Genomic DNA, 24881 nt, shown 5'->3' with positions numbered 1-24881 from the left:
TCCGTACTATTAATTTTAAATATTTTTTCATCATTGATGGTTGGTGATTTTTTCAATCGAATCTATACCATTTTACTAAAATTCATAAGATACTTGATAATACTTCGTAGTCATTCTTAAAGGTCATCTATTAAAATTTATGATCATTTTATTTTGATACATCGTATTATGATGTATATTTGTTCTATGTATTCAAAAGAACTATTAAAAGGCACATTAGGAGTAATCATTTTAAAACTCCTTGAGGACAACGGGAAAATGTATGGCTATGAAATATGCCAAAAAGTGAAAGAAATCTCTGATGGGAAAATCCTAATCAAAGATGGTAGTCTCTATCCTACTCTACATAAATTACTAAAAGATGGTATTCTTACTACAGAGGAAGTGAAGATTGGAAAAAGAGTCAGAAAATATTACACGCTAACCACCAAGGGAAAAACAGAGAAAAAGGAAGTGGTAAAAGAACTGGAAGACTTCATGCAAACACTGAATAAGATTGTATTTCCAAGTAACCAAATTTCTCCTGCCCTATGATAACCGATCAGCAATTTGACTTTATCAGCCAAAAAATAAAGAAAAGTGGCATTTCATCTCCTGAGGTGCAAGAGGACCTTATTGATCATTTTTGTTGTCTGATAGAAATTGAAATGCAAAAAGGGGAAGCTTTTGATGATGCGTATTTAAAGGCCTTTGAACAAACCACTCCAAATGGTTTTGAAGAAATACAAAACGAAACTATTTATTTACTAAACCACAAAAAAATAATTCTTATGAAACAAATCACGTATATCATGGGCTACCTCTTCGCCCTTTCGATCACATTTGGTGCATTTTTCAAAATTTTGCACCTGCCAGGAGCAACCGTCCTGCTTTTTTCAGGATTGATGGGACTTTCCTTCATTTTCCTTCCTCTGATACTTATTAACAAGTTTAAAGACAAGGTACTTAAAGTAATGTCAGAAAAGCTTAAATGGATTTTTGGCACCCTAAGCTTGATGTTACTTTTTGTTGGAGGAACCTTTAAGATTTTACATTTACAAGGAGCTGCAGTTATCTTCGGGCTAGGAATGCTGTCTTTTGGCTTACTATTCCTCCCATTCCTATTCTTTAGAATGTATAAATCAAGTCAAGTAGAAGCTATTAATCACAAGGAAGCATGAAAAAGATAGTTTATATTTTCGCTTGGTTCTTTAGTTTTATATTTGTTGTAGGTTTCCTTTTTAAAATTTTACAACTCCCCTACTCTTTCATTATGCTTTACTTGGGAGGTACCAGTGCGGGTTTGATATGTTTCCCACTTTTATTTTTCTATAAATGGAAAGAAGGAAAATTGACCGAGAAAAGATTCTTAATGCAGTGGATATTTGGTCTAGCTGCTGTGATATTTTTTGTAATTTCTACATGGCTTAGGTTTAGCAGCGATTTTTATGCGAATATCGTAATGGTTATGACTTTTGTATTCTTAGCTTTTGCCTTTCTCCCTCTACTGTTTTACAATATGTATAAGCAATCCTTGAAGGAGGTATAACATTTAAGATATGAGGGACATTTTTTATTCGATTCTGCTTGTTGCAATTTTGCTAGGTTGCAATAGCAGAGAAGAAGAGCTTGACATTAGAAGCCGGTTTGGCAATTTTAACGGAAATAATATCCTACTGAAACCAGTGGATTATTTGAGTGCCCCTATTGCTAAAAAGATTGAACATCATCCCGAATTATTTAATTACCTAAATGATGTGCAAATTTTTTCTATGGCGTACAATAGTGATAGTTTAATGATTTCTGGTTTTATGGTTCAACCTAAAAAACCTGGCAAATATCCTGTCATTATATTTAATAGAGGTGGTAATCAAGAATTAGGTAGACTCTTAATTGCAACAGCAATTGAAATAATGGCTCCCTTTGCATCTGAAGGATTTGTGGTTGTGGCATCAAATTACAGAGGTAATAGCGGTGGTGAAGGTAAAGAGGAATTTGGAGGTATTGATGTTAGAGACAACACAAACCTAATTTCTCATTTGAGTCAAATTGAAAAGGCAGATACAAATCACATTAATTTATTAGGAATAAGCAGAGGCGGAATGATGAATTATCTAACCCTTAAAAATTATAAAGGTGATAAAATAAAATCTGTTGCCACAATAGGAGGAATATCTGATTTAGAAATAACACTCAAACATCATGTTCAAATGGAAGCAGTATATCAGGAATTAATTCCCAACTATAAGTATAAACCAAAGGCGGCTCTACAATCAAGGTCGGCAAATTACTGGGTAGATAAATTACCCGATATCCCTTTCCTTATTTTTCATAGTAAAACTGACGAACATGTTCATTATTCTCAAGCTCTTGCATTAGCTGATAGTTTGCAAAAGCAAGGTAAAAAGGTAAGTCTTCATCTATTTGAAAATGATAGTCATGGTTTAGAAAAAAACCGTGCTGAAGTAATAGACAAAATTAAGAAAATTTTCGTTGAGGCTTCAGAAATGTAAAACCGATCGAAATATTGATTACAATTCACGATGAAGATTATTGCCGAATAAAAACCATACAATGCTGCCACGGGAGATTATCAATGTTTTTCTTTAATATAAATCCGGCTGCCTTAAATTCCTTCACCGCTTGTTTTTCGCTCATTTTATGTAGTCGCTTAATTGGTACGCTATCATCTTCCGACCTATATTCTATAAGGTATATTTTGCCTTTTGGTTTTAATGATTTCTTAATGGAAGCTATCATCTCGATCGGGAAACTAAATTCATGATAGACATCTACCATTAAAACTTTGTCAACAGTATTGCTAGGCAGATTAACACTCTTTTCTGTTCCCTTTATTAATTCAATATTGTCTATTCCCATTTCTTCCTTCTTCTCATTGATTGCCGCTAACATTTCTGGCTGAATATCAACTGCATATATTGTTTTCGCTACAGGAGCCATTTTGAAAACATGATAACCCGATCCCGCACCAATATCAGCAATGACTTCTTGCTCTTGAATGTCCATGTTCTTTAGAAGTCTGCTTGTATTTTCCTCTTTCTCTCTTTCATCTCGCTCCAACCAGTTTATCCCTTGATAACCCATCACATGAGCTATTTCCCTGCCCATATACCATTTTCCAGTCCCAAATCGATCACCAGATTTAAAAGTATAGTTTTTACGATCTCGATCACTTTGAGCATGACAACTAATTGTAAATGTTAATAGCAAGAGAAACAGAGACAGGCTTTTCATAGACAGAATATTTATGTTTATTTAAAAACTACCTTTCATTCAAAAATGTTATGGCACAAAAAAAGGACCGTACATAGTCCCTTTTTTCCTTTAATAACTTTTAAATTCTATAAATCTTTTTTGGCATCCCACTTTTCAAGATAGTCAGCTACTCTTCTCACTACCATTCCGCCAAGAGAACCGTCCACTACACGGTGGTCATAGGAATGCGATAAGAACATTTTATGTCTAATTGCTATCACATCTCCCTCAGGTGTTTCCAGAACAGCAGGCTTTTTAACAATTGCACCTAAAGCTAAGATACCCACTTGTGGCTGCATGATGATTGGCGTACCCATCACGTTTCCGAAAGAACCAACATTGGAGATGGTAAATGTTCCACCTTCCAATTCTTCAGCTTTCAATTTGCCATCACGGGCCCTTCTAGCTAAATCATTGACTTTATTAGCCAAACCTCTAATGTTCAATTGATCCGCATCTTTAATCACCGGAACAATCAAATTACCACTTGGAAGCGCTACTGCCATTCCAATATTGATATGCTTCTTTTTGATTATTCTATCTCCATCAACCTGAACATTGATCATTGGATAGTCTTTTATCGCCTTTACGACTGCTTCAATAAAAATTGGAGTGAAAGTCAAGTTCCCATTTTCCTGCTCTTTGAATGAATTCTTATGTTTATTTCTCCATTGCACAACGCTAGTCATATCTGCTTCAACAAATGATGTCACATGTGGAGAAATACGCTTAGAATCCACCATTCTACCGGCAATCATCTTACGCATTCTGTCCATTTCGATGATTTCATCATCGCTAGAAATACTAACTGGAACCCCTTTAGGAGCAGGTTGTGCAGCAGGCTGCGCACTTGAAGCTGCTGGTGCAGGGCTTGGTTGACTTGCTGCTTTTGCAGGAGCCTCTTCTCGATTTTCTAAATAAGACAAAATGTCTTTTTTAGTCACTCTACCATCTTTTCCAGTTCCGGAAATAGACTCCAGTTCAGCCATTTCAATATTTTCTTCTTTGGCAATATTCCTTACCAAAGGAGAATAGAATCTACCTGACTCTGATCGAGCTGCAATATCATGTCCATTATTGCCCGAAGATGAAGAAAGACTAGTGTCGGCAGTTGCAGTAGCAGGAGCCGGGCTTTCAAGATTTGCTGAATCTACTCCAGAAACATCTTTATCGGAAGCACCTCCACCTTCAGTTTCGATGATCGCTATTGGTTTACCTACTCCCACAACATCTCCTTCTTGAACTAGTATTTGTTTAAGAACACCTGCTTCTAGGGCAGGAACTTCAGTATCTACCTTATCAGTAGCCACTTCTAATACTGATTCATCTTCTTCAATAGTCTCACCCTCTTTTTTCAACCAGGTAAGCACTGTTGCTTCCATTATACTTTCACCCATCTTGGGCATTACCATTTCTACAGTTGCCATGAAATAATTAGTCGTTTATTGAAATCAAAAACTTTTTTAATATCACTGATTTTTAGAAGGAACGATTTCCTTCCATTATATGACGTTTTTTATTTAGTTGGTTCAATTTCCATAGTTTAACCAAATCAAATTTGTACAAAATTAACATTTATAAACTTTTTCTCAATTATTTTAAGCTTAAAGTTTGTCGAACCAAATTTAATAATGAATTAGAAGTCATCTCTATATTACCTGCTCTATCAAACTGAAAATGATACAATTTAGTTTGGGTATTCTGTCCATCTGCCAAAGCAACCCATACAGTACCTACTGGTTTCTCTTCTGAGCCCCCTCCTGGCCCTGCAACTCCACTGGTTGAAATCCCTATATCGGCACCAAAAATTTCACGTACTCTTTCCGCCATTTCTATCACGGTTTGTTCGCTTACTGCACCATGCTTCTCAATAGTTTCTGTTTTAATGCCTAGGACATTAATCTTCAAATCATTATGATACGGATTTATACCTCCTCTGTAATAAGTGGAACTTCCAGCATTAGCTGTTATCAAGTGCGCAATCTGCCCACCGGTACAACTTTCTGCTACCGCAATAGTCTTATTTTGCTGTAATAATAATTCTCCAACTTTACCCGCTAAATTACTGTCATCGGTTCCGTAAATATATTTACCTACCAATTGATATAATTTATTGACTTCTTCTTCAATGAGATCTTGCAGATGCTGCTCATCTTGACCTGAAGCAGTTAATCGCATCTTGACCTGTTTTAAACCAGGCAGATACGCCAATTTTATTTCTTTAGGAAGATTATTCTCCCAATCCTCCAATTTCTCCGCTAATATGCTTTCAGGGATACCAACCGTCTTTACCATTTTATGAATTAAAACAGGTGTCTGATACATATCCTTGAACCGTGGCAAGATAGTATCCTCCATCATATACTTCATTTCACTTGGGACACCAGGCATAGATATAAATACCTTACCATCTTTTTCAAACCACATCCCTGGAGCAGTGCCATACTTATTTTCAATCGGTTTACATTTTTCAGGTAATTCTGCTTGTCCTTTATTTAATTCATTGAGTTCTCTGCCCCTTTTAACAAATCGCTCCCTTAAGTCTTCTAAAATGTCTTCATGAAGCTTCATTCCAGAATCAAAATACTCGGCTAAAAGTGGTTTTGTTAAATCGTCTTTTGTAGGACCTAGCCCACCCGTAATAATAATAATGTCAGCATTTACTTCAGCTTCTTTAAATGCTTTCATGATGGCTTCCCTGCTGTCAGCTACAGTTACTTTTCTATGAACTCGAATTCCCAACTTATCTAATTCAGCACTAATATAATGGGAGTTAGTATCTAAGGTTTGACCGTAGAGTATTTCATCTCCTATAGAAATAAGTTCAGCGTATATATCTTTCATAAATTACAATATCCTATTTAACGATTTATAACAAATAAAAACGAGGCTTCTTGTTTACCTCTTCTAATAATCAAATAATAGGGGCCTTGTTTTAATTCCGACACATCAATTATTTCAGTTTGTAGAAGTGGTAACTCATTTTTTGACCTCATCACTTCTTTTCCTTTGGCATCGACTACACTATACGAATCAAATTTGAATTGATCTTTTCCACTTAAGTGAACCAATTTGTCGGCTGGATTGGGGTAAATTGAAAAGTATGACTTCAACTCATTTTTATTTCCTAGTAACGGATCATTGAAAACCACTAGCTGCTTTTTGTTAGATTGTTCACATCCTAATGTATCGGTTACCGATAATTGAATATCGAAGACACCTGCAGCTGAGAATTGATGGCTAACTTCCGAACTCTGACTGACCAACTGATTGTCTATTTTCCAATTCCACGATGCCGCAGATTCTGACAGAGCTTCTAATTCAATCTCATTTTCAAAAGCCAAATTGATAGTATCACTTGATAAATTGAATTCAGCGGTTAATTCGCTAACGAAAATAGGGACCTCAACCATTTCAGAAGGATGGATATTTTTAACATTAATTGCAAACACAGTCATATTTTCATTTACGGACTCTAAATTGACTTCTGGCCCTTGCCAATAAAATTAGACATTGCCTCATCTTCAAAATAATAAACTTCGTCAGTATTTAAGGCGGATAAAATCACGCTTTCACTTTGGCATAAAAAGTAGTTTTCAAATTCAGGATTTGAACTAGCCGAAGTTTGAAATGAAACAGAATCTACACACATAGATTCAGAAATTGCAAATAACTTTAACGGACCCTCTTTTAACTTAAGCAAATCAAAATATATTTCACTGTTTGTACCCAAAGTATCTTCATTTATCATCCAAACCAACTGATCTGCTAATTCACTGTTACTTTTAGCAATTCCAAGCAGCTTTTCATTTTCTGAAGACATATCTAAGCTAACTTCCATTTGCGCATTGATGGAAATTACTGATACCTCAAGCTTCACTACCTTTGAAGGATAGTCACCTAGCTCATTACGTAAATATAAAATCTGGTCATTTACAATATTCTCAAGCACCAATTCGGGTCCTTTATAGATTTGATTTTGCAAGAGGCTATCAGTATAAACCGTTATTTCATCAATATTTGGGTCATGAACTGTAAGATCATCGTTCATACATATATCTAAATTGCTAATCTGTGGCTTTAATGCCCTTTGAAAAACTTCAAAAGATTTCATTAATGTATCCTTACAACCAATACTATTAGTAATGATTAATTCCGCTGTATACATCCCTACGGAATCAAACACTATATTCGGATTTTGCTTGCTAGAACTGAAACCATTACTAAAGCTCCATTGCCAGTTAATGGCATCTTCACTTTGATCGGTAAATTTAAAGCTATTAGTTTCTTCAGCCTCCATCAATATCGGTTCGCTTGGTAAAGAAAAAGAAGCCGAAGGTCTGTTGATGGATACAACTATCCGTTTTCTTGTACTCGGAATTCCCATGGAGTCTCTCTCTACTACAAAAAAAGTAGTATCATTTGATATGGAGCCTATTTCAAATTCAGTTCCTGAATAAAGTACGGTGTCAATAGTGGCAGAAGCATAAACATCATATTCCTTATTCTCAGCTGCACTTAAAATAGGACTATCATCTTCACATATGAGTATCTGTTGACCAAAAGGAGGTAATGTGTAGCTTAATGAATCCTTTTCTTTTGCTTTTTGTACCAACGCTTTTAAGGCATTCAAATTCTCCGCTCTCATAATAGCAAAAGAAACCATTTGGGAGCTACCAGCACTGAATCCCGCAAGACAAATTCCGTGCAAACTACCAATGTTATTCCCACCTGATAAACTACCAGCACTTTGTTTTGAAAACGAATTCAATAATGCGTTTCTCACAACATCTTGTGTAAGACTATCATTTTGTAAATCACTGTCATGACCGTTTTCATTTCCCAAATCAAAAGCGTAAAAAACAGAATCTTGGCCTGTCAATAAGCTTAGTCCAACATACTCGTTTTCCGAATCGTCAAATGCATAAGATAGTTGTAATGCGCTATCATATTTTATGGAATTATTTAGTTTCTCTCCGATGGCATAGTCATTGAACAAGGCAAAGTATAAAGAATCATAGTTGCTTCCGCTCCTATTTTCTAATTTATATTGTTGAATTAAAAATTCATCTTCATCATTCCAGGCCAAAAGTCTTTGTTCAATGTAAATATCTAACGGATTAGTATTTTCATTATCTTCTGTAAAAATGCTTCTAACATCAAAATCAGCTGTCACATCATCATAGCGCTTTAATGATTGAAAACTTTCGAAATCATCAAGGTACTGAAATGAATTAGAGTTAAAAAGAGTATTTCTCCTTAGACTATCCTCACCTGCATAAATGATAAGTCCCATGTGATCAATAATTCTTTTTCCATTATAACTCACAGCATAGTTTTCAAACGGGGTTTCTTTGCTTCTGCCTAGGTTTCCCGTTGCGGTAAATCCAAAGTTCCATTTTTGAAACTGAAACAGACGAATTGTAGGACTGCTTTGTATTTGAAAAGATTGATAGTCTTCGTAAAATTGACCATTAAATAAAACCCGAAAATTTAATGCTGTATTTTCAGGTAAATCTTCTGCAAGCACAACCCTAAATCTATTTTCTTGATTTGCAATCTTTTCAGAAGTATTCAATTCGGTAATGGTATATTTGTCTTGTAATAAAGTGACATAGGGACTAGAAGTAGTTATTGACACTTCTACATTCTCCGTTGACGATAAAAAATTGGTAAATTCCAATGTTATATCTAAAGTATCACCAAAATAAGCCGCTTCCTCTAAACCATTGGTATAAGTAACATCACTAATCCTAATTGATGGTTGATCAAAATCAGCTAAAGACTTGAATATATTTAACCGTCCTTTTCCAAATTTATACTGGAAATCGCTATTATTTCCAACATTATAAATATCATCACTATTTACCCTCAATTGCTCCATTACTTGCTGCGCACTCCATTCAGGAAATACTGCTCTTAGCAATGCTGCAGCGCCTGCAACCATGGGAGCTGCATAGGAAGATCCACTATCATTATCGTAGGTATCATTATTTTCTGTGGTATAGATTCCTACACCAGGAGCGACCAAATCAATAAAGTCACTATAAGTTGCATTAGCATTTCGACTATCATCGGAATTAACATATCCAACGGAAAGCACATTATCGTAAGAAGCAGGAAAAAAATCTAGCTCAGCATTAGTATTTCCTGCTGCCGCAACCACTACCACATCTTTTTCTAAAACAGCGTAATTAATGATATCTTGAGCAAATTGAGAATATCTTCCAGTATTCCCCCATGAAAGATTAATAATATCACATCCCTGATCAGCTGCATAGATAATAGCTTCATAACTATTCCGAGAAAAATTATCCTCCGTCTTAAATATCTTGATTGGCATATACTTTGTATTAAAGCCGATTCCTGCAATTCCTGTGTTATTGTCAGTAGCGGCTGCAGCGATTCCAGCTACGCCTGTTCCATGAGTACTGCCATCAGCTTCTGGAGCATTATCATTATCTGCGAAATCCCAACCGAAATAATTATCAACATACCCATCACCATCGTTATCTAGCCCGTCAATTGGGTCTGCTGAATTTAAAAATAAATTAGCTTCCAAATCTTCATGGTCCAGGTCCGTTCCAGTATCTATTATTCCAATTACTACTTCATCATCACCTTGAGTAACATTCCACGCATCGTACACATTTATTTGATCTAAGTGAAACTGCAGCTTTCCGAATTGCGCCTCTGGGTCATTAGGTACGTAGAGTGGTTTTACATTTGGATATTGCTCAACATACTCGATATTGTCAAAACTCTTCAAATAATTGATATATATTTCTTCTGGTATATTTTCGCCTATCTCTATCTTGTATAAATTATTCAAGCGACTGGTATTTACAGATCTTTGACTGCTAGTAGTTGGAGCATCAAAGCCTGTAATTTTTAATACCTTTTCATCTCTTCTTAAATTTTCAAGGCTTAATAATTTTGATGCCTGAGTTCTAGCAATTGCTCCTTCTTCCTTCAATTTCACTACCAAAAGCCCAGGCACAAATTCCTGAGAGAAACTTTGATGAAAAATGAAAAAACTCATTAGTAGCGATAAAATGTACTTCATAGGCTGATTTTTGGTTCTGATTTTCTAAAAAACTTTTCCGTCTGAAGAAAAGCATTTTCTTGCTTCAAATCTTAAATGTATATTTAGGCTTCGAGAATTAAACACAAATTTAAAAATATTATCCATGAGTTTATACGAAAAGCACAAAGACACTTTAAAAAAGGCTATAGATGCTGTTCATGACCGATCTTTTTATGCTCAATATCCAGAGCATCCTTCTCCCAAGATATACGGGGAAACGGCTGATAAAGATGGTCAAGATAAATTTAAAGCAAGTTTGGACAAAAAATTTGAAGACTTACTGCAAACTGATCCTGAGGCCTGGATTGGGCAAGAAGAATCTCCATATTTACAAAAGCCTTTAGGGATTTTGTATCCATCTTTCAGTGCCGATACTTTGATAAACAGAAGTAAAAAAGCATGGACGCAATGGAGAAATACTTCTATTGATGACAGGGCAGCGATTTTAGTTGAGAGCTTAGATCGATTTAAGGAACGCTTCTTTGAAAATGCTTACGCAACTATGCATACCACTGGACAAGGATATATGATGGCTTTTCAAGCCTCTGGTCCGCATGCTGCTGACCGTGCGATGGAAGCTGTAGCCTTTGGCTATGATGAATTGAAGAGATTCCCAGAAAAGAAGTTTTGGGATAAGCCAATGGGAAAGTTTAATGTTCAATTAAATAAAAGTTGGAAACCAATGCCAAAAGGACTCAGCATGGTAGTAGGTTGCAGTACCTTTCCTACTTGGAATTCAGTACCAGGCTTATATGCGTCTTTAATCACTGGCAACCCTTGTATAGTCAAACCACATCCGGGTGCTATTTTACCAATGGCAATTGTAGTTTCTGAAATTCAAAAAGTATTAAAGGAAAACGGGATTGATCCAAATGTTTGTCAATTAGCCCCTGATACCTATGATAAAATGATCACTAAGGACTTAGCGGAAAATAAAGCCATCAAATTAATTGACTATACCGGAAGTGCTACATTTGGTAATTACTTGGAAGGTCTGGACGGAAAAACTGTTTTCACTGAAAAAACCGGTGTCAATTCAGTTATACTGGATTCAGCAGAAAATATAGATAAGGTAGCTCAAAATCTAGCATTTTCTCTTTGTCTTTATTCTGGTCAGATGTGTACATGTCCACAAAACTTCTTTATACCAGAAGATGGTATCAATACTCCTGATGGGAAAGTAAGTTTTGAAGATTTTGCTGAAAAATTAGTAGCTAGCATCAACGGACTCGTAGATAATCCGAAGGCAGGCCCATTTGTTTTAGGAGCTATTCAAAATCCAAATACTTTAAGTCACACTGAAGAAGCTAAAAAATTAGGTGGAAAAGTATGGTTAGAAAGTAGAAGTATTGCTAATCCAATGTTTGAAAAAGCAAGAACTGCTACACCAATTGTAGTTGAAATGAATGCATCAGATGAAGATAAATTCACTAAGGAGCTATTTGGCCCAGTAGTACTACTAATTAAAACAAAGGATACTAATCAATCAGTGGATTTAGCTTCCAGTTTAGCAGAAAACCATGGAGCCATATCGTGCGCTGCTTACACTACAGATGAAAATACCAAAAACCTGATTATGGATAAAATGGGAATGGCAGCTACATCTGTTAGTTTTAACTTAACAGGAGCTATTCATGTTAATCAAAATGCTGGATTTTCTGATTTCCATGTAACCGGTGGTAACCCCGCTGGAAATGCTTCCTTAACTAATCCGGAATATCTAATCAAAAGATTTACTTGGGTTGGGTTTAGAGAACCTGCATAAGTCTATTCAAATTTTCATTACGGTAAAACCTGAGCTGAATGGCTTGGGTTTTTTTTGTACTTAAGCTAAAAAAACACCTCATGAAATTTTAGCAGAAATTAAAATAATCATATTTAAGTAGATCAGGTATAAGCACTTTACTGTAAACACTTAAATTCAATATGGTGATTCACCTAAAAAAATAGGGCTTATCAGCCAGCAAACAAATATTTCATCACTAAACATGTGCTTCATCGGAAATCTCAATTATCTCGTCAATCTAAAAATCAAACCCATCGAAAACGAGCATCTTCATATAAGATAATTCGATATAACCCTTTATCATTGCGTAATCATCATCATTCATCTATTTTTTTATCGCTAGCAACATCAATAATCCTATACTCTTTAAACAAAAAACTGATGAAAGCACTTAATATTTTACAAGTAGAAGACAATGAGATTGATGTTCTGATAACTCAAGAAACTCTAGAGGATAGTTGGTTTGTAAACAAATTAGATTCCGTGAGCACTGCAGAAGAGGCAATTTTATACCTTAATAGAAAACCTCCGTTTCAGTCGGTAGAAACACCCGACTTAATCCTGCTAGACATAAATTTACCTGTTAGCAATGGTTTTACAGTTCTCCTAGAAGTTAAAAGTAATCCCAAATTGTCAAATACAAAAGTTATAATTTTATCATCATCCACCAGTCGCTTAGATAAGGAATTTGCCATGAAAAATGGTGCTGATGATTTTTTTGAAAAGCCTCTTGAGATTGATTTGTTAAAAGCACTTATTCTAAATTGGAAAGGAAATTCTAAATTCAAAAATGGTGCTGTATCTGAAGCCCCACAATGATCAAGTCTGTTTATTTGAAAATCGCACACTTTAACTCAGATCAATAGATAGCAGAACCATTTGACTTTAAGTGCAAGCTAAACCTCTATTAGAATCGAGATTGTAAAGTTCAGAATAGTAAATGGAAACCAAAACCCCTTAACTTATACTTACTTACTACCTAAACCACGCGAAGAACCTATGTTCATTTCAGATAGCTTCTCACCACCTTTAATACCGAAATCAAGCGTTCTGATGGGAAATGGTATGGTAATATCATTTTTATCGAATGCTTCCTTGATAGCCATAATGGCTTTTGATCTCATTTCTAAATAACTTGGGTTAATAGGATACTCTATCCAGAATTTGATTTCAAAATTTATAGAACTGCTACCAAACTCAGCATAAGTGAAAATCATCTCGTCCTTTCTTATTACGTCTTCCAAATTATCTAAAGTGCTTAAAACTAAATCTTTTACCTTTTTTAAATTATCTCCATAAGATACCCCTACTGCCAAATCAATTCTTCGTTGCTTTAAAACTGAATAATTAGTGATAGGATTAGACAACACATCTTTATTAGGAACATAAACTTCCTGACCCTGAAAAGTCCGAATAACAGTTACTCTCAAGTTCGTTCTACTTACCTCCCCCATCAAATCTCCAAGCTGAATGACATCATCAATTAAAAAAGGCTTCCTAAAGGCTAAAATAACTCCTGAAACAAAATTTGCAGCTATATCTTGAAACGCAAAACCTAATGCTAAGCCCACTACTCCAACGCCAGCCAAAAGAGAGGTCACGGCCTTGTCCAAATTCAAAATATCTAAAATAATGAACAAGCCTATTCCCAGCATTGCATAATAAATAATAGTAGCAAATAGGTTTTCAAGAGCCTTATTATCAGACGACTTCTGAAATATTTTAATGAAGACTTTCCGTGAAAATTTTGCGATGACTAAAAAGAGGATTAAAAGAATCACGGATAATAACATATTGGGAATCATATCAACCAATATATCCATCCACGAATCAATTTTGGATGTTACAACTTGTAAGGGTTCACTTAATTCAGTTTTTACAGAATCTATTTTATTATTTTGCATTTTGGAAGGCTAGTATCTTTATGATATAAGTGATAAGTTCTAAATAAATTCTACAAAACCAAAATATTTTCTTATCATTAACCCATGTGCTATGATGTTGCTTATTTCACACAAAAGAAACAGAAATATAAGAAAAGGCATCCTGATAAGGATTTGAGCGCCTTGGAATCATTGTTTGACGAAAACGGAAACCCAGTTAAACCAATGTTTCACATCACGGGCTTCGATCATCCTAAACTGCCAGTGATCACAAATCTCAACCCAGATCAATTTGCATTGTTCGAATGGGGATTAATTCCTTTTTGGGCCAATGACAGGGAACAAGCAAATGAAATTCATAATAAAACCATTAATGCCCGTGGTGAAACCATGTTTGATAAGCCATCATTTAGAAAAGCATCAACAGACAGAAGATGCATAATTATGATTGACGGATTTTTTGAACACCAACATAAAAAAAAGCAACAGCTGCCGTACTATATTAGCTTGAAAGATAATTCACCTATTAGTTTAGCTGGAATTTGGGAAGAATGGGAAAATCCTGATAGTGGAAATACAATTTCCACTATCAGTGTGGTAACAACTAAGGCAAATCCTCTGATGGCAAAAATTCACAATAACCCAAAATTAAAAGAGCCACGAATGCCTTTGATTCTCCCCAGAGAGCTAGAAACTGAATGGTTGACAGATATCAATGATAAAGTAAGTGAAGAACAAGTAAAAGCTTTGATTCAACCCTTTGACGAAAACCTTATGCAAGCGTGGTCTGTGAAACCAGTAAGAGGAAAGAAAATTAAAACCCAAACAAAAGATATTATCGCCAAGCATGAGTATGGAGAGCAACTGGGGTTGTTTTAAAAATGACTTATTAAACTAACTTTTATAGATTATAGTTTTATGACTCTATTTTCATCAAAACAGTTGCAAAGCATATAGGGTAGATTTTCATTTAAGAAAGAAATAAGAAATGCAATGCTAAGTAATAGATTTAAGTCTTATTCAGCAAAACGAACTTCTCCTGATCGGCACTTCTTACTTTTTGTATAAAGTCTTTAAATTCCTCATACTTCTCAACGGGATATTCCCCATCCACCATCTTGAATTTCCTTACAAAAATTATTTCCTGTCCCTCTTTCTTTAATTCCCTGAAATATTCACCATATTCTGAATTCAATTCCAGCCTTGTTAAATCTTTTTCCAAAATATGAAATTGATCCATTTGATACCGAATAGTATCATATTGAGTATAACCATAGGTCACTTTAATAGCTGTTTCCCTATCCTTATTTGGTAAATTCGGTAAATAACTATCCAAATATCTCCCGGGAGATATAAACTTTCGATCTCCCATATTTACAAACTCAGAATTAGAAGTGAATTCTACCCTGTAGCCCGCTTCCGGGATCGGGTTATCCGTTAATGCAAGCAAGTTTGAATTTCCTATCTTTTGTCCTCCCCACTCGTGATGTTTTCTTAACCATTTTTTAAATTCATTGGAATCTTTCCAATATAATCGGTCAAAATCATGATTTTCAATTTGCATACCCTTATAATTCCTTTCAAAGGCAATAGAAGTTTCCTCAGCATCTGTCATATCCACTTTTACATAGGTAAACTGAGCATTAACATCCGGAGAATACTTCTTAGTACTTATCAATTTACCTCCTTCGGGAGTTATCATTAGCGCATTTCGATTGCTGGTAAAAGTGCCCGTATAACCAAATGGATTGGTTTGAGAAGTACACTCTAAAAAAATGGTGTCTTTTTCCATTGGAACCGTCACAATCGCATGATTAAAATGAGCATTTGGAAAATCCTCCTTTACTTCATTCTGATATTTTCCAGCTCTTATGAGAGTATAAAAACTGTAAACCTCATATCGCTCCAATAAGGCTTGTGTATAATTAGACAATGCTTTACAGTCACCATATTTCTTTTCATGTACAAAAGAAGCTTCGAAGGGCTGCCACCCCCCGATTCCTAATTGAATACTCACATATCTCGTATTATTTTGAAGATAATCATAAACTAACCTGATCTTATCCATGTCAGTGTTTGCATTCTTAATTCGGCCATCCAAATCAGATAGATCTAAATTTGAAATATCATCTCTTCCTTCATTTAATTTTGCCATCCATTTACCGAAGGATTCCCATGAAGACATATCGCCCTTCACTCCATCCATTTCAAAATTCTTAGGTGCTGTATATAGTATAGGGGTATAATCCTCTAAACTATAATTATAATACTCAAATTCAAAAGTCGATAAATTTTCTACTGTCCATTTATAAATATTTGCTTTGCCGTCTTTGCTTATTTTGGGTTCCGCTAATTGATACATTTTATATTGAATTCCGTTGCCCGAATAATCTTCAACTGTAAAAGAAGCACTTTTCACTTCCATATTTTCTTCCTGCTGCGGACGCCAGATGGGGTAATGCAATGAACCTGATTTATGCAATTCATAGGATACTTTCAGGATATAAGGATAACTGCTAAGTTTAGGTTCAAAGTATTTCAATCTGCTATCAGATGCAGTATTACTTAAACCAACTCCATAATCTTCAAAATCCTTTAGCTTTATTTTTTCAATCTGCTTGCCATCTAAACTATGAATAGATACCTCGGCATTTTTAATTTCGGTAAAATCATCATAAAAAATAGCAATCTCCTTTGCCCTCCCTGCATATTTATTTCGAATGATAGCTACATATTCATTTCGAATTACTGCTTCTTTTTGACTTTTGATTACAAAAACAGTTTGGTCCTTGAGCACAGTTGAATTTATTTTCACGCCGGATCCGGATTCTGCCATCGCTGAAAAGCTCACAGAAATAAGTAATACGGCAACTATTATTGAAAACTTCATTATTTCTTTAAAACAATTAGTTCGGAATGTTTCTTCTCTATCATTTCATAAAACTGCTTTAGCTGAGGATATTCCTGCGTTGAAAAATCTGTTTTAGCAATCGAGATATCACTTCTTAAATTAATTGTATTACCTTTTTGACTAATTTGATAGATAAATTTTCCGCCATTTTCCGGCAACTTGACTAGTGCACTCTCAGGTAATTCCGCAGTATAGCCTTCTGGAATAGTAAAGATCGTATATAATTTATAATTCTGCTGATAGGCAAAATCAATAGGTGAAAACCTACTTTCCTTTTTAAATGGATTTTCATTGATTGTACCATTAGTAGGGATTTCGACATAAATTATATCCGAGCTTTCATTGGTTTTGTGAACTTCGTACTTCATATCTACAGGTCTTGTAAGATCTAATTCAGATATTTCTACATTTGCTAATTGTCCAGTTTGACTACTGGCAATAATATCTTCTTTATATTTATCAACAGTGATTTCGTCAATTTTTTTGATCGTTTCAAGGGCTGCATAACCTTCATCTCTCCTACTCACATGGCTAACTATGGAATCAAGTGTTATTTCAGTTTTCACCATGGTTGTGTGATTGTATATCGAGTTTTGCTTTAGCTCAACCCAATTCCCTCCGCCTTCCGATACCAGCCAACCTTTACCGTTCCTACATTTCAACGGTAGCTGGCCAAATGGTAATTCACTAGCAACGTCACAGAAATAGCCCTTTCCATCTACTTTCACAAAAGCAATTACGTAATTAAAATCACTGTATGACGGGTATACAGGATGCACAATTCCATGACCTCTTGTACTCAAAATAATTGGATATGCTTCTATTTCCTTTTCTCGAAGTGCTGCAATAAAGCTGAGATTAATATCTGCTACGTTTCCTTTCTTATTGTCGTAAGCAGTTTTGCCTGCATCCCCACTTAGGAATGCATTTTTTTCATCCCAATCAAAATGATTTTGTAAATGGTCATATATTTCAATGGCATTCTGGGTTGAACTCTGACTGCTAACTTCAAAATCCCTTATAAATCTGCCTTTCTTCAATTTTTCACCGAAGGAATAACTTTTGATTAACTCTGCATTAAATTTAGGATAATTTCCAGCCACAACATTTACCGGGCTACGGGGAAAATTAGTAGAAACTAATTGGAATTCAAGCCGGCTGGGCACACTTCCCTTATTGTTCATAAACGGCTCGTCTTCAAGTGGCATAATATTTTTTGCTACCAACCTAGAAATTCTATCGGTCGAGGATATTTTGCCGCTACCTCTATCTATTTTACCATCAGTTCCCAAGTTAGACCAGCTGATAGTATAATCCCTTCTCATATTCTCTACTTTGGAATCTGCAAATACTACATTACCTAATTGAGAATTTTGATAATTAAACCATTCCGGAATGCTATACCTGAAATCACTGAAAGCTACTGGAATATCTTCTTGAAACTGCCAAGTATGTAAATTATTCAGATAATCAGATGTTTTAATATAGCTATATTCGACAATGGAACCAGATTTAATGTTGGGAATTGCAAAACTGTACTCTACCCAGTTCTCATTAATTCTCTTTTTATAAATATCCCTTCGGCTTAATTTGCTTTCTTCTATCTTCCCACCCACCAAATTATGAGAGTAGGCCTTAATTGCTCCAATATCTTCTTTAGATCCTCCTTTTTCTGGTTCATAGGCTCTGATTTTAATATTACCTGCATCATCGGCCTCGGTAATATCAAAGATTTTTTTTCTTACACCAACTTCTATTCTATATTGCCAGCCGGCATCTTGATCATATTGAAATTTCAAATCTCCATATTCAGCAATAATCATAGCTTTCGCATCAGGATAAAAACTGCAAGAATCAATAGCCATGTCTGCTTTATCTACCTTTCCTATTTTAAAAGGATACTTTTGGCTCAATATAGTTACAGGAAATAAAACTAGAAGGACTAGGACTAAGACGTAATTATTTTGCATACAATTGTTTTTTTAAACTTCTAAAGTACGTGAGTTTTTCAAAAATCAAAAATTGATAATGAAATTTTTATATAAATGTAAGGTCAGCTATATATAAATATGATTGGCATCATTATTTTCTGAAAGGATATTTCTTGAAATGTGTCACTGCCTATGAACAAATCGAATATTGGGTTTTGGAAAAAGTAGAGCAAAAGGATGATATCTTGTTGATTAAAGACAGGAAGTCAAATAATTACTTTACTCAAGGTGATACTTTAATTTTGTTGAAATGTACAAAAAAGCTGCCTCATTGATGTAATGAGACAGCCTTCATTAATTCTATTACTACTTTACTTAGTCAGCCGATTCCACTTCGGGTAGCAAGATAGCTTCCACAAATTGGTCTTCTTTTAGGAATTCATTAGCCGCTACTTTTAGGTCCTCAGCTTTTAAAGACTTAATTTTGTCTTCTGTAACAATAAAATTACTTAAATCATCATCGTAATAATAAAAGCTATAAAGTCTGTTTAACCAGTAGTCGTTCTTCTTTAAATCCTCTTTCAATCCCTTCAATTGTGCTTCTTTCACCTTATCTAGATCTTCTTCTTTCACTCCATTTTTCTTAATATCAAGTAAGATTTCGTGTGTAGTATTTACTAGATCTTCTACATTTTCAGGTCCACATGGAAAGGCAATCCTAAATGAATAACGATTTTCAGGCAATCTTTGCATACTACCTGAAGCACCTACGCCATACACCCCACTTTTTTCTTCTCTCAAAATATCAATCAATTCATTGGTAACCAACTCACCCAAAGAACTTAAATGATAACTTTTCTGCCTATCATATTCTGTTTCACCATGATACAATATAGTAGCATAACTTTTTTGGTCAGTTCCCTTAATGATCTCTTCCTTTACTACTCCTTCTGGCGGTCGAATTCCTAAATCAACCCAATTATCTTTTCTCTCCACACTTGGCAAACTACCTAGATAAGTTTCCAGTAAGGGTTTAATCCCTTCAACGTCAAAGTTCCCTACAAATACAAAAGTGAAATCACTAGCATCTGCAAATCGATCTTGATAGATTTCGTATGCTCTTTTAAAATCAATTTTATCTAAATCTTCAGCTTTAGGAAAGCCACCGCCTCTTGGGTTATCTTGAGAAAGGATCATGCTCAACTTATCACTGTAATAAAATTGTGGGTTAGACATTAAATTACCGTACAGCATTTTGTTTTTACTAACATATGATCCAAAAGCTTCTTCGTCCATTCTAGGGGCTGTAAAATAAAGGTTTGTTAATTGAAACATTTCCTCCAAATCTTGTGGACTGGCTTGAGCACTAAACCCTTCTGACAAACTTCCTATATATGGATTTACTCTAACTGTTTTACCAGAAAGCATTTTCTGAATATCTGTATTTGAGAAATCTGCAACTCCAGCCTCAGAAACTAATGATGTGGCATTAGTCGCAGAGTAATAATCTTCCATATCATATTGACTATGTCCACCAAAGCTAAAAGCTCTCATTTTTACTTCGTCATTTTTAAACTCAGTTGGTTTTAATACCACGCGAACTCCGTTGCTTAACTCTAATTCAGTTACACCTAAATCTGTTAACGAATTTTCTTTTACGACCTTGCCTGCTTTGGGAGCGGTGGTCATGAAGCTTTCGGCCACTTCTTCATCTTTATAAGGTGCAATATCGGAGCTTTCCACTTCGTTCAAAATTCCCAAAATAGATTCCTCTGTTGGCATCTCTACACCTTCCTTTTCAACTCCAGTCAAAACAACCACCCTATTTTCTTCTGTAATCCACCTATTAGCTAACTGATTGATTTCTGGAAGTGAAATAGTATTGATCAAATTTTTATAAAATTCAAACTCAAATTCAGCTCCAGGAATAGGGTTTTCGCTCAAGAAATGCTGGATGTATGCACTAGCAAACCTATTTGATTCTGTTTTATCCAATTCTTTAACTCGCTTTTCAGCATTATTTAAAAATGTCTTTTTGTAACGCTCTAACTCGGATGAATTAAATCCATGCCTCTTCACTCTTTCATTCTCTTCTACAATCGCCTTAACTCCATTTTCAAAACCATTTTCACCTACAATGGCAAAAGAGGAATAGGCACTCTTAGTTCGAACCATTGGTGAAAAATTAGTACCGGCAAACAAGAATGGCGGCTCAGCAGACTGACTTAATTCATTCAATCTTTGGCCCAACATACCGTTATACATACTGTAAACCATGTCCCTTCTCATGTCAGATAACTTCTTCATGTCCTCATTATCATGCTTGTAGTAGAGTTGAATTTGATTAAAGTTGGCTTCTTTATCAGATACGATGCTAACATAGGTATTTTCATGAGCTGGTACTTCATATAACTTCTTCTCTTTTGGTTTTTTAGGATTTTTCAAATCACCAAATCGCTTTTTGATTTCCTTTTCCATTTCAGTCGGATCAATATCACCTACAGCAATAACCGCCATCAGATTCGGACGATACCAATCCGCATAGAACGAGCGAAGCGTTTCATATTCAAAATTTTCTAAGATTTCCTTTTTACCAATCGGTAATCTCTCCGCATAACGAGAATCTTTAAAAAGAACTGGGAAATACTCATCTCTCATTCTTTGACTAGCACCTTGTCCTAATCTCCACTCTTCCAAAACAACGCCTCTTTCCTTATCGATTTCCTCCTCTGTCATTAGTAAACCGTTTGCCCAGTCTTCAAGCACTGTCAGGCCATTTTCAATAGTTTCCTTATCAGTTGGGATTGGTAAAATGTAGACGGTTTCATCAAAACTTGTGTAAGCATTCAAATCAGCACCAAATTTTACTCCTGCGGATTGTAAATAATCCACTAATTCATTCTTTTTAAAGTTTTCAGTCCCGTTAAATGCCATGTGCTCAGTAAAATGTGCCAAGCCCAATTGTGAGTCATTTTCTTGCATGGAACCTGCATTAATTACCAAGCGGAACTCCACCTTGTCCTCTGGTTTTTCATTTTGACGGATGTAATAAGTTAAGCCATTTTCTAAGGTCCCAATCTTCACTTTTGGATCCAATGGGATTGGTTTCTTTAAGGACTTTTCAATTTCCGAATTCTGCGACCACGCAAATCCTGCTGAAAGAAAAAGCAAGAATGCAATCGCTAAAGATTTCATTTTAAGCATAATTTTAAGATTTGTTTATTTTTAGAAAAGTGTAAATTATGTGAAAAATCTTACACACACAACTATCTCAATAGTTTTGTTTTAAAAACCCAACAAACAATGTCAACTGCCAGTCGTTCATTAAAAACTATGAAAGTAAAATTCAAAGAAGTTTCTAACGATAAGATTAAAGATAGCTTTCTGGAAGTCCTACATAAGTACCCAGACTTACATGATTTTTCTATAACTCTTTTTCAAAAAAGAGTAAAAGCTTCTACTATGCAAGCCCAACCAATCATTACTTTTAAAGATCTGTTTAAGCGCGTGAAAAAATATAGAATAAAACTAGGTGTTTATGTCAGTAGCAGTGAAAGCTTGAAAGTAGAAGACGTGCCCAAGAAAGTCTTAATTGGATGGTTTGCACATGAATTGGGACATTTAGTTGATTATTTATCTTACTCCACCGTAGGCATGATTAAATATGGCTTAAGGTACATCACATCCAAGTCATTTAAAATGAAAGCAGAGCATGAAGCGGACTATATTGCTATAAAAAATGGTTTTAGAGAAGAAATTATTGCTACCAAGGAATGGGTTTTAAACCATGATTTAGTAGGGCAAAAATATAAGGACGTTCTTAATAAATACTATTTATCAATAGAGCAAGTAGAACTGTGTAATATTGATGATGCTCCGTTTCAGCCAATAGTAAAATAAAAAAAGCTCCCAAATAGGAAGCTTTTTAAGTGAGATTTATGACCAATCTTTTAGCTCAGTAAATCTAAAATATGAGTTGGCCAGCGATTAATTACCACATGCTTCTTTAGTCTTCCTCATAATAAGGACTTGGCCAAACATCATTGCTACCGTTGACATCAGGTAGAATTTTATTTGGATCTAGTTCAATTTTTTCGACTTCTTTTCCAGTGCTTAATAAATGATTCCAAGAATCCCCTCTCTGCCAAATCTCAACGGGAAGTTCTACAATTTCATCAGTACCATCGGCATATGTTACTTTCATTTTTACCGGCATTGGTACATCTCCTTTATTAGCTAAAACCAATAAGTAACTCCCTTGATAAGGATAAACCCCGTCTAAAGCAATATCAATATTTCCATTTCCGTAGAACCAAGTTCTCCAGAACCACGACAGATTATCTCCAGAAACATTTTCCATAGTATTGAAGAAATCGCCAGGGGTTGGGTGTTTGTAAGCCCAACGATTTATGTATGCTTTAAATGCATTATCAAATCTTTCATGTCCCAAAATGTATTCTCTTAACATCAATAGTCCCATGGCAGGTTTCATGTATGCAATCATACCAAGATTTCTCGTGTTCGCCACATCAGGATATGTTGCGATTTTTTCTCTGTTTTCACTCGTCAACCAGCCCACATAACTTCTTGTCTCATCCAAATCATCAGCGAATTCTCCTTCATTAAATTCTTCCGATGAATAGAAGTTAATGAAAGTGTTAAAACCTTCATCCATCCATGCATATAACCTTTCATTACTTCCTACTATCATTGGGAACCAGTTATGTCCAAATTCATGATCAGTTACTCCCCATAAAGATTTGTTTTTAGATTTATATCCACAGAAATTTAATCCAGGATATTCCATTCCACCGATATCAGCGGCAACATTGACTGCGTTCGGATATGGGTATTCAAACCACTTATTTGAATAATGTTCAATTGAAGCTTTTGAATATTCTGTTGAACGTCCGTAGCCATCTTCTCCATCACTTTCTTTAGGATACGCTGACTGAGCCATAGCTTTTTTACCACTTGGTAAATCAATCTTAGCAGCATCCCAGATAAATGCAGGTGATGAACCCCAGGCCACATCTCTAGCATTTTCGATTTTAAATTTCCAAGTAATATTTCCAGATTGTTTTGGTCTTGTTATGGAAGGATCCCCCACTTCTTCTGCTGTGATAATATGTACAGTTTCATCACTTTTGGCAGCTTTTTCCATTCTGCTTTGCTGCTCTGATGTCAATACCTCACTAGGGTTTAGTAACTCTCCAGAACCCACAACAATATGGTTGTAGGGAACTGTAACATTGTATTCAAAATCACCATACTCCAAATAAAACTCACCAGCACCTAAGTATGGCTGAGTATTCCAACCTTGGATATCGTCAAAAACCACCATTCTAGGATACCATTGAGCCATGGCGAAGATAGTCCCATCATCAACTTTTAACTGACCCATTCTATCCATTCCTTTTACTGGAATCTTATATTCAAAATTCATACTGATGGAAGCGGTGCCACCATTAGCTTCAATTGGTTCATCAAAGAATACTTGCATACGAGTGTCATTGATAATATGCTTGCTTGAAGGATTTCCTCTTCTTCCGCTGATCGCCTTTACGTTAGTAATATTATAACCACCGTCCATATCTCCAGCATAACGGTTTCCTTGAATTGGAGTGGTCAAAGTTCCTCTTGAAGTCTCTGTAAATCGATTCTGCTCTAAATGAAGCCAAACAAATTCTAATTTTTCAGGACTGTTATTAGTATAATCAATAGTAATTTTACCATTGATCATTTCATTTTCCTCATCCAAAGTGACATCTATTTTATAGTCTGCACTATTCTGCCAATAATTATGCCCAGGCTTTCCAGAAGCTGACCGGTACTCATTACCATTTCTGTCACCAAAAAATTCGAATAGATCCTGATTGTTTTCTTGCGGGTTCTGTGCAAATAGGCTAGTCATCACTCCTACGCACATCAAAACTGTTAGCTTTAGTACTCTCATATATTTTATTTAAGGTTTAAATTCACTAAAACACGAAATTAAAAGAAATTTATTGCCAAGCATACTAATGTT

Annotated in this window: 18 protein-coding genes; 8 read left to right on the top strand and 10 right to left on the bottom strand. The window is 35.2% G+C overall.

Annotated features, from left to right (window positions below):
• Positions 1-171 precede the first annotated feature (171 nt).
• From Q3Y49_RS13965 to Q3Y49_RS13950, 4 genes are read left to right on the top strand one after another with little or no spacing between them, the layout of a single operon-like run.
• Positions 172-534, top strand: coding sequence for a PadR family transcriptional regulator (locus Q3Y49_RS13965; RefSeq protein ID WP_303272111.1), 363 nt, complete (start codon positions 172-174; stop codon positions 532-534).
• On the top strand, positions 531-1160 hold the full coding sequence (locus Q3Y49_RS13960) for a hypothetical protein (RefSeq protein WP_303268992.1): 630 nt from the start codon (positions 531-533) through the stop codon (positions 1158-1160). The genes Q3Y49_RS13965 and Q3Y49_RS13960 overlap by 4 nt, the downstream gene beginning before the upstream one ends.
• Complete coding sequence (locus Q3Y49_RS13955) at positions 1157-1528, top strand: hypothetical protein (RefSeq protein ID WP_303268991.1); 372 nt, start codon at positions 1157-1159, stop codon at positions 1526-1528. Before Q3Y49_RS13960 ends, Q3Y49_RS13955 begins: the two co-directional genes overlap by 4 nt.
• Positions 1529-1538: 10 nt before the next feature.
• The gene (locus tag Q3Y49_RS13950) at positions 1539-2492 is read left to right on the top strand and encodes a prolyl oligopeptidase family serine peptidase (protein WP_303268990.1); all 954 of its coding nucleotides are present in this window, start codon (positions 1539-1541) and stop codon (positions 2490-2492) included.
• Positions 2493-2529: 37 nt separating this feature from the next.
• On the opposite strand, the gene Q3Y49_RS13945 is transcribed toward Q3Y49_RS13950, so the two are convergent.
• The 5 genes from Q3Y49_RS13945 to Q3Y49_RS13925 form a co-directional block, all read right to left on the bottom strand.
• On the bottom strand, positions 2530-3234 hold the full coding sequence (locus tag Q3Y49_RS13945; RefSeq protein ID WP_303268989.1) for a class I SAM-dependent methyltransferase: 705 nt from the start codon (positions 3232-3234) through the stop codon (positions 2530-2532).
• A 107-nt stretch (positions 3235-3341) separates the two neighbouring features.
• On the bottom strand, positions 3342-4682 hold the full coding sequence (locus Q3Y49_RS13940; RefSeq protein ID WP_303268988.1) for a dihydrolipoamide acetyltransferase family protein: 1341 nt from the start codon (positions 4680-4682) through the stop codon (positions 3342-3344).
• Between the two features lie 166 nt (positions 4683-4848).
• The gene (locus Q3Y49_RS13935; RefSeq protein ID WP_303268987.1) at positions 4849-6099 is read right to left on the bottom strand and encodes a competence/damage-inducible protein A; all 1251 of its coding nucleotides are present in this window, start codon (positions 6097-6099) and stop codon (positions 4849-4851) included.
• A gap of 17 nt (positions 6100-6116) precedes the next feature.
• Positions 6117-6713 (bottom strand): T9SS type A sorting domain-containing protein, encoded by a 597-nt coding sequence (locus Q3Y49_RS13930; protein WP_303268986.1) that lies wholly within the window; start codon positions 6711-6713, stop codon positions 6117-6119.
• 17 nt (positions 6714-6730) lie between these two features.
• A complete protein-coding gene (locus Q3Y49_RS13925) occupies positions 6731-10321 on the bottom strand; it encodes a S8 family serine peptidase (RefSeq protein ID WP_303268985.1) in 3591 nt (1196 codons plus the stop codon).
• 124 nt (positions 10322-10445) lie between these two features.
• Here Q3Y49_RS13925 and paaN point away from each other — a divergent pair, with 124 nt between their 5' ends.
• Together paaN and Q3Y49_RS13915 are read left to right on the top strand one after the other, a co-directional pair.
• Positions 10446-12107, top strand: a complete 1662-nt coding sequence (paaN, locus tag Q3Y49_RS13920; protein ID WP_303268984.1) for a phenylacetic acid degradation protein PaaN — start codon at positions 10446-10448, stop codon at positions 12105-12107.
• 402 nt (positions 12108-12509) lie between these two features.
• Positions 12510-12947 (top strand): response regulator, encoded by a 438-nt coding sequence (locus tag Q3Y49_RS13915; RefSeq protein ID WP_303268982.1) that lies wholly within the window; start codon positions 12510-12512, stop codon positions 12945-12947.
• A 149-nt stretch (positions 12948-13096) separates the two neighbouring features.
• On the opposite strand, the gene Q3Y49_RS13910 is transcribed toward Q3Y49_RS13915, so the two are convergent.
• On the bottom strand, positions 13097-14032 hold the full coding sequence (locus Q3Y49_RS13910; protein ID WP_303268980.1) for a mechanosensitive ion channel family protein: 936 nt from the start codon (positions 14030-14032) through the stop codon (positions 13097-13099).
• A gap of 84 nt (positions 14033-14116) precedes the next feature.
• On the opposite strand from Q3Y49_RS13910, the gene Q3Y49_RS13905 reads away from it, so the two are divergent.
• Positions 14117-14890, top strand: coding sequence for an SOS response-associated peptidase (locus Q3Y49_RS13905; protein ID WP_303268979.1), 774 nt, complete (start codon positions 14117-14119; stop codon positions 14888-14890).
• A 130-nt stretch (positions 14891-15020) separates the two neighbouring features.
• Here the strand turns inward: Q3Y49_RS13905 and Q3Y49_RS13900 are convergent, their stop codons facing one another.
• The 3 genes from Q3Y49_RS13900 to Q3Y49_RS13890 form a co-directional block, all read right to left on the bottom strand.
• On the bottom strand, positions 15021-16901 hold the full coding sequence (locus Q3Y49_RS13900) for a DUF3857 domain-containing protein (protein WP_303268978.1): 1881 nt from the start codon (positions 16899-16901) through the stop codon (positions 15021-15023).
• Positions 16901-18892, bottom strand: coding sequence for a DUF3858 domain-containing protein (locus tag Q3Y49_RS13895; RefSeq protein WP_303268977.1), 1992 nt, complete (start codon positions 18890-18892; stop codon positions 16901-16903). Before Q3Y49_RS13895 ends, Q3Y49_RS13900 begins: the two co-directional genes overlap by 1 nt.
• 336 nt (positions 18893-19228) lie before the next feature.
• Positions 19229-22048, bottom strand: a complete 2820-nt coding sequence (locus Q3Y49_RS13890; RefSeq protein ID WP_303268975.1) for a M16 family metallopeptidase — start codon at positions 22046-22048, stop codon at positions 19229-19231.
• 138 nt (positions 22049-22186) lie between these two features.
• Here Q3Y49_RS13890 and Q3Y49_RS13885 point away from each other — a divergent pair, with 138 nt between their 5' ends.
• On the top strand, positions 22187-22753 hold the full coding sequence (locus tag Q3Y49_RS13885; RefSeq protein ID WP_303268974.1) for a hypothetical protein: 567 nt from the start codon (positions 22187-22189) through the stop codon (positions 22751-22753).
• A 106-nt stretch (positions 22754-22859) separates the two neighbouring features.
• On the opposite strand, the gene Q3Y49_RS13880 is transcribed toward Q3Y49_RS13885, so the two are convergent.
• Positions 22860-24809 carry a M1 family metallopeptidase gene (locus tag Q3Y49_RS13880; protein ID WP_303268973.1) on the bottom strand — a complete coding sequence of 650 codons (1950 nt, stop codon included), beginning with the start codon at positions 24807-24809 and terminating at the stop codon, positions 22860-22862.
• Between the last annotated feature and the right edge of the window lie 72 nt (positions 24810-24881).

The organism is Marivirga harenae, from assembly GCF_030534335.1.
In the GTDB taxonomy this organism is placed as follows: Bacteria; Bacteroidota; Bacteroidia; order Cytophagales; family Cyclobacteriaceae; genus Marivirga; species Marivirga harenae.
Note: the sequence above shows the minus strand (reverse complement) of the source record. Positions and strands in the feature narration are given on the sequence as shown.